Here is a 13,384-nt window from a genome sequence, read left to right on the forward strand (position 1 = left end):
CCTACTCCTCCTCTCGATCCAACAGTGCCCGAATTTCTTCCAGATCCTCCTTACTGAGAGGTTGAGATTGGACCAATGCGGCGATCAGGGACTTCGGGGAATTGCGGTACAGTTTTTCCACAAAGGTTTCCGTCTCTGCCGCCCGATACGCCGCTTGTGGAACAAGTGGGGTATAATAATTCAAACGTCCTATCTTTTCACAAGATACATATCCCTTGTTGACCAACCGCCCCAAAAGGACCTGCACAGCCTGCAACTTCTTGCCCTGTTTCAGTTTACGGACGATCTCGCCGGTATCCAAAGATTCCTGCGCGTTCCAGATTACTAACATGACATCCAATTCGGCTTCGGACAATTTCTTGAACATGGATTTTCGCCTCTCTTTGTCTGTTTAACATACTTTTGTATGTATAAAGCATATGCCTATTTTTCTTTAATGTCAAGATGCAATCGGACAGGGGAAACTTTGGCGGAGTTTCTTTCATCCGTTTTCTTTTAGACGGTTATCCCCTATACTTCGAAAGAACGCGAACCATTGGGAAAAGACCGCAAGATTGCGAACACGTGTACCAGTGCGATTTGGTATCCTAGTAGATGGTTTACCAACCCTACCTGGAAGCCTCTCGCCCGGGGAAACATACCGATTCTTTCTGGCCTGTACAAAAACCTATTAAGCCAGAATATCTTGGGGAACGCCGGATGGCATAAGCTCTAGATTTGTATGCGCCGGGCTTTTTGAACGTCTTTAACAACTGCGCTAACGTAGGGATTCAAAGCCGCATGGTGGACTTTGACAGGAAGAAATTCTTATAAAAAAGGACAAAACCGCCGGGAAACCGGCGGTTTTGTCCAATAAACTATTTTATACGATGGTAACTACGCATTGTCTTTGGGGCGTTTCGTTGGGCATCTGTGTATAAACGCCAGCGCTTTCGCCTGGCATACCGATTGCCCAAACTCGGTAATAATAGTCGTTCCCTCTTTTAGCCACAAATTGTGTCTTGAGCACGTTGCCATTCCCCACCGTGAAGCTTGGTGTTTCAGGACTTCCGTTTAATACGGTAATCTTAAAACAATATGCGCTACCATGTTTGACTGTAAACGGAATGGTTGTATCGCACAAAACAGAGCGTACAGCAGATCCTATGGAGTTCTCAGGCGCTACCTGGACCCTTCCGGCATCTGCATACGTATTTGCTGCAGCATTTTTTGAAGAGCTTCCTTTCTTGGAAGGCGAAGGAGAATTTACCGGTTTAAGATTGCCCTCTGCGATTAAATAGGCTTTTATAGCAGCTTGTGCTTCTTCTTCTGCAACTTCTTTTTGGCTGACCAATGCTTCCAACACATTGCATGCCGCTTTGAACTGGGACACGCTGGAGGAAGTGTAGCCGCTCAGATTGATTGTATTCGCTCTGTGAAGCAACTCTTCCAGTTGGGTCTTATCTGCTAGCTTACGGAGAGCAGCCATCGCTTCTGTTAATGCCTCCGTTGCACGATCCACTTTCTCCTGTGAAACATTTGAATCCACGGCAACCCGTTTTGCGGCGGCCAGAGCCCGTTTAAAGGCCTCTTTTCCATCGGTCATATAAAGGTTCAGATTCGTTTCGATCTCAACTGCTTTAGCAATCGCACTGTTTAAAGTGGTTTTTTCCGCTACACGCTCCAAAGAAACCATTGCTTCATACAGCGTATCGTAGGTATCTTGTACCTCTTTTTCCAGCGCATCCTCGTCCTGTAGGATCTTTTTAGCATCCTCCAGCGCTTGCGCCATTACGTTGTAGCTTTCTTCTATGAAGTCTGTTGGTTCCAACTCCTCGGCAATAGAAACCAACTGTTCCAGCCTGCTCTTATCCCCCTTAGCAAAGGACAAATGGTGAATTGCGTCTAATAGGTTGCTCCAAGTTTGATTCACCTGTTCTTGGGACGCGTCCTTGTCATAGTACACAGACCGCGCCTCTGCCAATGCCTTATCAAAAGCTTTCTGCACGGACGGGACGGCCGCTTCCCACTCCTCGCTATTCACCAATCCTTCGGCGACCTCTAGGATGGTCTTTAAGACAGACTTATTGACGGTTTCAAATACAAAGGTCAGATTGGCGCTACTATTTTTCATAGTATAAGCGAATGTCAACCCGTCCGGTGTAACGCCTTCTACAGGTTTGCCATTTAGGGTTACTGTACGGAACGTGCATTCCTCGCCCTTTGGAATAAAGGTAAGCGTCAGTTCTGTACCGCCCAAAACGGACGCCGCATACAGGCCGTCCTGATCGAGAATCTCTTGTTCTACATTTCCATTGAATTCCATTGTCGCCTGATTTCCATATTGAACCACCAGAACATGTGCCGATGGAGCTTCTTTCGGTACAACCGCTATCTCCACTTGATCCTCGCAATCCGAAACAACGCTTTTTGCCGTAATGGTTGCAGTTCCTTCAGCAACTGCGGTTACAATGCCGCGGCTGTTCACCTTTGCTACGGAACTGTCGCTGCTGATCCATTGTACATTCCGATTGGATGCGTTTTCCGGGAGGACAACCACTTGCAACGCCTGTGATGTACCAACCGTCATAGGCTCTTCCGGAGCGTTTTGAATTTCCACGGAAGCTACCGAAACGGGGAGGCCGCTGTAAGGCACAACTGTCACGGTGCAAACCGCTTGTACTTTTGGATTGAGCGTTGCACATGCAGTGATTCTTACGGTTCCTTCTTTGTGTGCCGTCACAAGTCCATTAGCGTTAACTGTGGCAATCGCCTCGTCGGAACTGCTCCATTGGAGGCTCGCCGCATTGGCTACTGGTTCTGTGAGAACATTGAGCGTTTGGGTATGCCCAGGCAATAGTTTGACTGAATCCTGAAGCATGGTAATAGAAGTAAGCTCTACTGGCTCCATCGATGCCTGATTTCTCCCTATGACTTCGAATTCGAACAGGCTTACGCCGTAATTAGTTCCGCGCTTAATACACTGCATCTTGACGTACTGGGCCTGAACGGGGCTTTCCAGGTTATGGTAATTCCAGCCAACCGCTCCTGCTTTATTGGTCAGCAGATCGGTCCACTTCTTTCCATCATCGGAAATCTGGATCGTATACTCTTTTGCATAGGCTGCTTCAAAGTTCAGATTGACCGCAGTAACCGTAGAAGGCTCTCCTAGATTGACCGCGATCCACTGGTTGTCGTCACGGTGGGATTTATCGACATCCCACCGTGTATTGAGATCTCCATCCACTGCGTTTTTGGCCGCATACCCGCCTTCAATATTCTCATTGCTGCATAGGATTTCTTGGTTCAAAGCAATGTTGGTATCCACTACGTCCTCGTCAGAACCCGCGGGGCTACTGTTCAGGAGCCGCCATTCCACTAAACCGTAGACGGCATTCTCCGCCAGTCCGGTCAGTTTTACATAGCGTGCCTTGATTCCCGGCGTTTCCACAGCAACCTGTTTACCATCTGCTTCTTTCATTGTGATCGGTTTGCTCCAAGTATCCCCATCTTCAGAAAATGTTACCGCATAGTCGCCTCCTATGCTGTCCCAGGTAAAATCCATCCATTCGATTTCTGCGATTTCTCCCAAATCCACCTGAATCCAAGAGATTCCACTCCCGCTGCTCTGCCAACGTGCAGCATCGTTCATGTTGCCGTCAAAAGCCTTGTCCGGCGCATAGCCATTATAATAAGCGCTGCTGGTTGCAGTTTTGTTCTTGGCTACATTATGATAGACATCCACAGTCGCCTCCGCCGTAATGTCACTTCCTAAAACGGAGGCCGTCAGATCGGTACTTCCCACTGCTTTGGGATGGAGGATACCGTTCTCATAGGTGGCAATCGCTTCATTGGAAGTCTCATAGAGCAATTCACCGGTGCCATTCATAGGGGCTTTTTTGATAGACGGCTCAACATCGTACAGAGCTACTGCACGGAAAGTATCCTCATCAAATCGAATCGCTTCAATGGGCGCAATCTCATGTAGATAATCGATCTGCACACCGCTTACCTTAGCGTCACCGTTCAGCATGATCTGCACATATTTTGCGCCATTCAATTCCGCATGGATTGCGCGATCTGTGATTTCCAGATCATCCAACGCCGTATAGGACAGCCCGTCTTCTGAGACGGCAAGGGATACGTTTCCAGAAGCCTGCACAACCATTTCCTGCATTTGAGTCAAGCTGTACACCAACGAGCCGGTATTCTGGTCCTGTGCCTCAATCGCTCCATTGCGCAATACTACATGATCCGCCCGATATATTTTGGAGAAATCCACCATGGAATCCACCATTTGACGTTCTTTCACGCCATATGCAATCGTCGCTGTCAAATCGGAAAGCTGTGGGCTCCACGCTTTCGTTGTACCATTCAGAACAATTTTCAGATAATTGGTACCTTCTGGAATCTTCCCCAGAGGAGTAATCGTATGGCGAACCCAACTACTGCCGCTGGTTTGATCCTTTGTCTGCAATTCAGTCCATACCTCATTGTCCGGAGAAGTAAACAAAGTCACAGTACCAGGAGCTGTGGAGTGGATATAAGAAACCAATGTAAAGTTGGAAAGAGCCGGCAATGAATAGGTGATCCAACCTTCCTCCATAGTTGCACGTTTGAGCGTAAAGGTATCCCCGCTAAAGTTTGCCCCATCGGAAACCTCCAATAGGATATTGGAGCTCCTGCTCAAAATCTGATCCATAGTATCAAAATGGTCGGTAAACTGCGTGGTTAACGGAACGGTAAAGCTTTGTTCCGGAGCTTGCGGGCTTTCTCCGGAATCATTAAACGCGACCGCAGTAAAGTAGTAGGTTTCTCCTGCCGTTAAGCCGTTCAAACGGATGGAAGTTCCTGTGGACGATTGCGTATAGGGATACTTTCCACTTTCTGTGCCATATCTCAGCGTGTAAGCCTTTGCACGGGCAGCTGGTGCGAGCGTAACGACCACTTCGTCCCCTTCGGTCTTAAAGCCTTCAATGGCTGTTGATTCCGGTTCCCCCAGATCCTCAAAGGAAAGTTTAGTAGAGAAGGTCTTACCTTTCGCATTGTTCACATGAACCTTGAGCCGAATGGTTGGAGTTGTGGAGAGCACCTCCACACCCTCGTCTGCAGAAATGACTCCGCGCGCTGCACGGTTAAGCTCAATTTGGATACTTCCCTTATTCTCTTGTGTTGGGTCGGACACAGAGATTTCCATTTCGCGGTCATTTTCGCGAACCATCACCGAAGAAGGGCTATCCGAAGTCAGGTAGCTACCGATCCCCTTTGCATCAATGGAGGCGCCCTCCCAGAAATTAGCCCCTACCAGATTTAAGTTTTTCTCATAGGCTGCCTGGACCAGTGCGTCATTGCGTAGAATGGTTACATCGCTGTTTCCCGCATAATCAGCCGTCTCGTTGGCTGTCTTGTTTGGCAGCAGGATGTAAGAATATGTTTCGTTTATCGGATTTACCCCATGGTCTTTCCAAAGGGTGAGATAGTTGGCAGAATATAAGGTTGCGTCGGTATTATAACCGCCCAAATCCGTCCATCTTCCAGAGCGGGTTTCTCTTTTCATAGAAACGGTTTCCTTCTCTGGGAAATAAATGCCAAGGTTGGCTCCTTCGACATTTGCTTCAATATTCAACCATTGTACATCGGATTTCTTTTCTTCCCATCCGAGTTCTGAGGGCTGTTCTTCTCCATCGACCACCAGGCGATTATCGCCAGCATCGTCGATCATATAATTCTCAAAGGTGGTTTCCGTAGACTCGGAATCGCTGCTGGACTGAATGTCCGAACCCAATGCGACGATTTCATCGTCAAACATAAACCAAGACTTTTTGGCTTTTAAATTGGTCCCAGGTGCCGCCAATTGCATTCCAGAAACACCATACATTCCATCGCCCGTACCACCGGCAAAAGATTGAGAGGAAGTTCCCGTATTGACTTTCTTATTGTAAACAGAGGTTGTGCCCGGGAGCCGGAACCAGTCGATGGTTGCTTTATTCAAGCCGTCGTACCGCTCCAGATCGCCATTATATATGTAGGTCATGCCGCTTCCCGTGTTCCAGCCCTTTGTATTGACATCTCCAGTTTCATAATGAGCGATTCGCTTCGAAGCCATTGCAACACAGGCAGAAAATGTTTCGCCGCGTAAAACGGCACGGTCAGATTGTGTAAATTGATAATATTTTCCTGTTATATGGCGGGGCTGGATCGTGTCGTCGTCGACAATGTTAAGGATCCGTACAACGGTATCCAACGGGAATTTATGCCATGGCAGGTCTGCGCTTTCATTCAGATTCTTTAGAGTATACGTATTCCCTGCATACCACTGCTTAATCATGGACTTATAGTTGGCGGCGTCCTCGGGTTCCGCCATCTCGATCGCCATTAGGATTGCATTTACTACAATAATTGCCGCATCGGCTTGTTTCATATCGGTTCGGGCGATCTCGCGTCCACGGAAAGCATCCATTAACACCCCGTTGTAGATGATCGTTTCGTAGGAGTCATAAATCCATTGAAACACGTTTTTGGCTTTTTCATCCATAATTTCCCAAGGAGTATCGGTCAGCATATACACCAAATGGCAGGATTCGGACAGGGCCGTATAACCATAACCGCCGTTATATGCGATATTGGAATGGGCAATATAGGTACCATCCGGATAATACCCATCCCCGCTGGTCACATACCCCAAGTAATCCGGCACTTTTTGCTGTACGCGCTCCAACATCTGTCCACCGGTCATTTGCGATCCTTTATAATTACCCATCTGATCTTTTAGCAACATACCTGCATACATGCTCGCACGTAACTGCCAAAGGGAATTTGCAGCGCCAATCATATTATTCTCCGCCCATTTGCGAGATACCACTGCATATTTTAAGATATCTTCCCACGGCAGGGAATCATACAAAAGAATGAGTGTTTCATCCAAATAAATGGGAGCTCCAATTCCCCACCCAAACCAGTTGCCGTAATTGCTTATACTTTCATTGAAGTGGTTTATATACAAATACTCCAGGCCACGCTCAATATCTGCTAAAAGAGCTTCGTTGTGATATAATTCACAGCCCCTCGTCTCATGTGCCAGCGCCATTGCACGCAGATATTGATACGAAAAATGGATACTATTCGAATCAATTGAATCACCGCGCCAACCAAGTGGATACTCTTCCCATAAATAGTCCTGAGAGGAGTCGCCTGCTCCTTCTACACCATTATAGCGCCCGTTTACCGCGTTACAAACAGGCGAAGGATTCATGCGATCCCAATAGTCCTGCGCTGTGTCGTTGATGGATTGGAGCATAGGCTGCAAATCCGGATCGTTTTCTTCATAATCGCCGCCTACAGCCATATTATACCATTTCAGACGCAGCTGATCATAAGCGTCCAATTCCTCTGGTGCACCTAAAGCGACTGGCATGCCAAGTCCCGTGCCGGTAAGCGCCATCACCAGTACCAGAAAAAGTGCCAACACCTTCTTTTTCATCTTGATTTCCCCCTTATCCTCTTTCTTTGATCTCCTGCGAAAAAGCAATGGAAATGAGCGCGTTAGCTCGCGCCGTTTGCCTATAAAATGCAGGAAAGGCATGCGGCAACGATCAAGTTCTGCCGGCTTGCTTTCCGGATAGACAAACTTACCAGACTGTTTTATACACCTCCTTTTTATAAATAATTTGGCATTATTTATAAATTCATTAAATCTATATATATTTAATCACACCATTATGTAAAAATCAATAGAAAAAATGAAAATAGTTTTGATTTTCTATAAAAATTGAAAATGGTTTTATTTTACCAGAGGTCCTGACTTCATTCGGAAATTTTAAGGCAGTTGCTATGGGTGGAAAAAGAAATATGCGGCGGGTTGAAACAGGTCTATAGAAGGATGGGGAAGGCATACCATTTGCATTGAAAATATTTACAAAAGGACAGAAGCCGCGGTATTGGGTGGACAACCTTCCTTTTATATGTTATCCAAGCAATGACACTTATAATAGGGATAGCCCATGCGAAAAGTAGGGAATCCCTATTGCTTTTAAGCGAACAAATAGTTGTGAACATCGGGCCTATTGGGGAAATTCCGGCATTTGTACAGCGATTTTTACTACATAAGTTGGGAAAAGAATTGTGTAACGTTCCCCTTTCAGGAGGGACTGTATGAAAGAGAATAAAGCGAAGGTCTGCTAAAATATTGTAAATTCCAGTTTTGTTATCGTAAAGACTTTAAAAACAAAACCAGATACAATAGAGACAACGAAAGGGGAACGGCCCTAGGGCGGTAATCAAACCGGCCGAACCAAAAAACAAACAGTCAAAGTTACATAGGAGGAACGATCTATGAAAACGAGAAGAATTGTAGCAGCTATCCTTTCTGTCTTGATGATGGGCGCATGCTTCACCGGCTGCGGCAGCACAGAAGATACCCCGGCGGGGACCGACGGTACTGCTTCGACCGATGGTACGAGCGCAACAAACGAGGGTGGCGGCGACGCGGACGATGGAAAATTGAAGGTTGGCTTTGCACAGATCGGGCAGGAATCCGGATGGCGCGACGCAGAGACTGCTTCCATTCAGTTCCATGCAGGCCAGAACGTAGATACCATCGACTTTAAGTTTGCAGATGCACAACAGAAGCAGGAAAATCAGATCAAGGCAATTAAATCCTTTATTGATATGGGTGTCGATGTCATCGGTTTGGCTCCAGTTGTTGAGACCGGCTGGGACGCCGTATTTACCGAGGCAAAAGATGCAGGTATCCCGATCATCCTGGTAGACCGTATGGCGGATGTTCCGGAAGACCTCTATGCAACATTCATCGGTTCTGACTTCATCGAAGAGGGCAAGAACGCGGCGGATGAGATGGCAAGACTGCTCAACAACAGCGGTAAGATCGTAGAGCTGGAGGGCACCGTCGGCGCCTCCTCGGCAAACGACCGTAAGAAGGGCTTTGATGACCAGATTGCGGCGGAGTACCCGGACATTGAGATCCTCGCATCCCAGACGGGCGACTTTACCCGTGCAAAAGGCAAAGAGGTTATGGAGTCCTTCCTCAAGACCTATGGTTCTGAAATCAAGGGTGTTTATGCACACAACGACGATATGATGCTCGGCGCAATCGAGGCCATCAAAGAGGCCGGTCTCAAGCCCGGTGAGGACATTAAGACTGTATCCTGCGACGGCGTCAAAGCAATCTTTGAAGCAATGGTCGCTGGTGAAGCCAACGTGACCATCGAATGCAACCCGCTGCTTGGACCGATCTTCTTTGAGACTGCTCAGAAGCTCAAGGACGGCGAAACGGTTGAAAAGTGGGTAAAGCCCGAAGAGAGCATTTTCCGTCAGGAAACTGCCGCGGAAGACATCAAGGACCGCGTATATTAATTTGATTTCTCCTTCACTTTCTTTCTTCTTCATTCCATAAATTTTACCGACTCTGCAAAATCCGCCCCGCCTGTTGAGACGGAGGCGGATTTTGCATACCAAAAGGAGGGGCTGCAATGAGCGGCGAATCGGCATTGATCCAAATGTCGCATATATCCAAGACATTCCCTGGCGTCGTCGCGCTCAACGACGTGCAGTTTACACTACAAAAAGGCGAGATCCACGCGTTGCTGGGCGAGAACGGCGCGGGAAAGTCCACTTTGATTAAGGTTTTAACAGGCGTAGAAGAGCGCGACGGGGGAACCGTCCTGTTGGATGGGAAAGAGATTTTCCCCAAAACACCGCAGGAAGCCCAGAATGCCGGTATCAGTACGGTGTATCAGGAGGTCAACCTGTGCCCGAATCTTTCGGTTGCGGAAAATGTCTATATTGGCCGCGAGCCAAAAAAGGGCGGGCATATCGATTGGAAAACCATCAATACCCGATCTAAAGAACTTTTGAAGCGGTTTGACTTGAGCATCGATGTGACCAAGACGTTGGATTCCTACTCCGTGGCCATACAACAGATGGTTGCCATCGCCCGCGCGGTGGATGTCTCGGCAAAAGTGCTGATCCTGGACGAACCTACGTCCAGCCTTTCCGCGCCAGAAGTACAAAAGTTGTTTGAAATCATGCGCATGCTGAAAAAGCAGGGGATGGGGATTATCTTCGTCACCCACTTCCTTGACCAGGTTTACGAGGTCACCGATACGATCACCGTCCTGCGCAACGGTGGATATGTGGGTACATATGCAACCGCGGACCTGCCGCGTGTACAGCTGGTCGCTAAGATGATCGGCAAGGAGTATGCGGACTTGAATCAGCGGTTTGTCAACGAGGAGGCGGAACAGGCCAAAAAAGAGACGCTGCTCTCCCTCAAGGATGCCAGCGGCGCGGGGACCATCGACTCCATTTCACTCGACATCAACCGCGGAGAGGTTCTCGGACTCTCCGGCCTGCTGGGTTCCGGCCGTTCTGAGATTGTCCGCCTGATCTTCAGTGTGGACCGCCTCAATGGAGGCGAGATGGACCTCAAGGGAGAAAAGATTCACAATCGCAGCACATTGGCCGCAATCCGCAAAGGGTTTGCCTTCTGTCCGGAAAACCGAAAGACAGAGGGAATTGTCGGAGACCTGAGTATTCGGGATAATATCATCCTGGCGCTCCAGGCGAAGCGCGGCATGTTCCGGGCCATTTCAAAGGCGGAGGCCCAGAAACTGGCGGATGAATTTATTGAAAAATTGGAGATTAAGACGCCATCCGCAGATCAGCTTATCAAGAATCTCTCCGGTGGAAACCAACAGAAGGTCATATTGGCACGGTGGATGGCCACCAATCCAGACCTGTTGATGTTGGACGAACCGACCCGCGGCATCGACATCGGTACAAAGGCTGAAATTCAAAAGCTGGTGGTCCAGCTTGCGGAACAGGGAATGGCAGTCATTTTCATTTCCTCGGAAATTGATGAGATGCTGCGCTGCTGTGACCGTATGATCGTCCTGCGGGACAAAAAGAAAGTTGCAGAGCTGGCCGGACAGGAGATTTCGGAAGCTGCGATTATGCATTTTATTGCGGGAGGTGCGGAGAATGAACCTGCTTAAAAAGTGGAGCAAAGCTCAGGTTTTTTGGCCCATGGTGATCTTTCTGTTGATTCTGTTAGTCAACGGAATTATCTCCGGCGGCGCATTCTTTGAAATGAAGATTGTGGATGGGCACCTATATGGAAGAATCATTGACATTTTAAGGAATGGTAGTAAACTTATGTTGTTGGCTACCGGCATGACGTTGGTTTTGGCCACGGGCGGAACGGACATTTCGGTCGGCTCGGTTATGGCAATCAGCGGCGCAATCGCATGCAGCATTGTTGCGAATGGCGGCAATGTGGCTGTTGCGGTGTTGGTGGCAATTTTGGCGGGAGTTGTTACAGGAGCTTGGAATGGGATGTTGGTCTCGAAGGTTAAGATTCAGCCCATTGTCGCAACCATGATCCTGATGGTGGCAGGCCGTGGTATTGCACAGCTTATCACCAATGGCAAGATTATCACCATCAATTCGGATTCCTACTATTTTATCAACGGCGGCTATATCCTTGGATTGCCGTTCCCCATCTTTATCGTGGCATTTGTCGTACTGGTTGCCATGCTGTTCACAAAGAAGACGGCTTTCGGCTTGTTCCTGGAGTCCACGGGTATCAACCCGGTGTCCAGCCATTTTGCGGGAATCAATGTGGACCGCATCAAATGGATGGTCTATACCTTCTGCGGCGTGATGGCGGCGGTTGCCGGGCTGATCGAAAGCGCGGGTATCAAAGGTGCGGACTGCAATAATGCAGGCCTTTTGATCGAGATGGACGCCATCCTTGCGGTTGCCATCGGCGGCACTTCTCTGAACGGCGGCCGGTTCTCCATTCCGGCGAGCCTGTTTGGCGCGCTGATTATCCAAAGTATCACCACCTCCATTTATGCTATGGGCGTTGCCCCCGAGGTCACGCTGGTGGTCAAGTCTCTGATTGTTATTTTTATCTGCCTGTTCCAATCCAAGGCCTTTAAGGAGAGACTCAAGAGGCGTTTTGTATCCCGGAAGGCGGTGAGCCAGGCATGAGTGGACAGAACAAAAAGAAAAAAGGTTTTCCGATCAAAAATATTTCCCTGGCAATTACAACCGTCCTGTTTATTGTACTGTTCGGAGCAGGTTCCATTGCGTATGACAACTTTTTGTCCTTCTCAACGTTCTTTAACCTGTTTAACGACAACGCCTATCTCATTATTGCTTCGATTGGTATCACGTTTGTACTGTTGACAGGCGGCATCGATATTTCGATCGCATCGACGATTGCTTTTACATGCGTATTTTCTGCATTTTTACTGCGGCTCGGCTGGAGTCCATTCATCGTGATTCCTCTCGTGCTGCTGATCGGCCTGGCGTTTGGTGCTTTGATGGGCTATATGATCCATTATTTCAAACTTCAGCCGTTCATCGTCACGCTGGCAGGTCAGTTCTTCATGCGCGGCATGTGTGCGGTCATTAGCACCGAGTCCATCCCGATCTCGGATGAATTCTACAAGACGATGGCGTTGACAAAAATCACGCTTCTCGGCGGCAGGATCTACTTCTATGTATTCATCGCATTGGCGGTGCTGCTGGTATCCCTGTTTGTGTTGAAGTTTACACGCTTTGGCCGTACAGTATATGCGGTCGGCGGCAATGCAGCAATCTGCAATCCTGATGGGCTTGCCAGTTGCACGCACGAAAGTCGCTGTATACGCGATCAGCAGCTTCTGTGCGGCGTTGGCTGGCGTGGTGTTCAGCTTCTACACCCTGGCAGGCTACTCGCTACAGAACATGGGTCTGGAACTCGATGCGATTTCCTCCTCCGTCATCGGCGGCACCCTGTTGACCGGCGGCGTGGGCAATGTGGTTGGCACTACGGTCGGTGTTTTGATCCAGGGTGTCATCCAGACCATCGTGACCTATCAGAACTTGAACACTTGGTGGACAAAGGTGACGATTGCAGCCTTGTTGTGCATCTTCATTGTTATCCAGCGTGTGATTGCCATCCGTGCGGAAAAGATGAAGGGTACGAACTAAGCGGCCTGTGTCTTGCTGAGATTATACGCAATAGGTCGGAATAGACAGAGTCCCGTTTTAAAATGAATCGTTATCCCTGGCAGAGCTTTTGCATAAGTTCTGTCAGGGATACTCGTGTTTTTGATCTTCCGATAGAGGGTTGCTCGTTATGGGTCTTGGTTTGCATGCAATGGTATTCGACCGGAGGAAAAGGCATCCCATTACCACAAAGTGCCGGCCCTGTATCGAACGCTCCTGGCGGCGTCCCTTTTTGCGGGCGCTCCGTTTTCAACGGGAGGCCGGGTGGCCGTACAGGGGAGTGCGATATGGAAGGGAATGCCCGGTTATCTGGGTTCTATCTGCATATGTCTTGGCTCGCATGCAATGGTATTTGACCGGAGGAAAAGGCATCCCATTACCACAAAGT

At 48.5% G+C, this 13,384-nt stretch carries 6 protein-coding genes and 1 pseudogene; 5 read left to right on the forward strand and 2 right to left on the reverse strand.

The window, feature by feature from the left end:
• Position 1: 1 nt before the first annotated feature.
• Together ACGCCZ_RS00785 and ACGCCZ_RS00790 are read right to left on the reverse strand one after the other, a co-directional pair.
• Positions 2 to 367, reverse strand: coding sequence for a BlaI/MecI/CopY family transcriptional regulator (locus ACGCCZ_RS00785; RefSeq protein WP_054324869.1), 366 nt, complete (start codon positions 365 to 367; stop codon positions 2 to 4).
• A gap of 495 nt (positions 368 to 862) precedes the next feature.
• Positions 863 to 7,459 carry a polysaccharide lyase family 8 super-sandwich domain-containing protein gene (locus tag ACGCCZ_RS00790; RefSeq protein ID WP_411655052.1) on the reverse strand — a complete coding sequence of 2,199 codons (6,597 nt, stop codon included), beginning with the start codon at positions 7,457 to 7,459 and terminating at the stop codon, positions 863 to 865.
• Positions 7,460 to 8,310: 851 nt separating this feature from the next.
• Here ACGCCZ_RS00790 and ACGCCZ_RS00795 point away from each other — a divergent pair.
• The 5 genes and pseudogenes from ACGCCZ_RS00795 to ACGCCZ_RS00815 all read left to right on the forward strand — a co-directional run bounded on the left by ACGCCZ_RS00795 (position 8,311) and on the right by ACGCCZ_RS00815 (position 12,978).
• Positions 8,311 to 9,351 (forward strand): ABC transporter substrate-binding protein, encoded by a 1,041-nt coding sequence (locus ACGCCZ_RS00795; RefSeq protein WP_082402299.1) that lies wholly within the window; start codon positions 8,311 to 8,313, stop codon positions 9,349 to 9,351.
• A 116-nt stretch (positions 9,352 to 9,467) separates the two neighbouring features.
• Positions 9,468 to 10,991 (forward strand): sugar ABC transporter ATP-binding protein, encoded by a 1,524-nt coding sequence (locus ACGCCZ_RS00800; RefSeq protein ID WP_411655053.1) that lies wholly within the window; start codon positions 9,468 to 9,470, stop codon positions 10,989 to 10,991.
• Positions 10,978 to 11,991, forward strand: coding sequence for an ABC transporter permease (locus ACGCCZ_RS00805; RefSeq protein WP_054324871.1), 1,014 nt, complete (start codon positions 10,978 to 10,980; stop codon positions 11,989 to 11,991). Before ACGCCZ_RS00800 ends, ACGCCZ_RS00805 begins: the two co-directional genes overlap by 14 nt.
• A pseudogene (locus ACGCCZ_RS00810) lies at positions 11,988 to 12,542 on the forward strand (ABC transporter permease subunit); the annotation flags it as partial. The gene ACGCCZ_RS00805 and the pseudogene ACGCCZ_RS00810, both read left to right, overlap by 4 nt.
• Before the next feature lie 73 nt (positions 12,543 to 12,615).
• Positions 12,616 to 12,978 (forward strand): ABC transporter permease subunit, encoded by a 363-nt coding sequence (locus ACGCCZ_RS00815; RefSeq protein WP_411655054.1) that lies wholly within the window; start codon positions 12,616 to 12,618, stop codon positions 12,976 to 12,978.
• The last annotated feature ends 406 nt before the right edge of the window (positions 12,979 to 13,384 follow it).

This window comes from Anaeromassilibacillus sp. SJQ-1, from assembly GCF_046693725.1.
In the GTDB taxonomy this organism is placed as follows: Bacteria; Bacillota; Clostridia; order Oscillospirales; family Acutalibacteraceae; genus Anaeromassilibacillus.

Bases quoted from the DNA above. Each gene is read 5' to 3' on its own strand.
- ACGCCZ_RS00795 (WP_082402299.1), top strand. From the start codon at position 8,311: ATGAAAACGAGAAGAATTGTAGCAGCTATCCTTTCTGTCTTGATGATG.
- ACGCCZ_RS00790 (WP_411655052.1), bottom strand. From the start codon at position 7,459: ATGAAAAAGAAGGTGTTGGCACTTTTTCTGGTACTGGTGATGGCGCTT.
- ACGCCZ_RS00805 (WP_054324871.1), top strand. From the start codon at position 10,978: ATGAACCTGCTTAAAAAGTGGAGCAAAGCTCAGGTTTTTTGGCCCATG.
- ACGCCZ_RS00800 (WP_411655053.1), top strand. From the start codon at position 9,468: ATGAGCGGCGAATCGGCATTGATCCAAATGTCGCATATATCCAAGACA.
- ACGCCZ_RS00785 (WP_054324869.1), bottom strand. From the start codon at position 367: ATGTTCAAGAAATTGTCCGAAGCCGAATTGGATGTCATGTTAGTAATC.
- ACGCCZ_RS00815 (WP_411655054.1), top strand. From the start codon at position 12,616: ATGGGCTTGCCAGTTGCACGCACGAAAGTCGCTGTATACGCGATCAGC.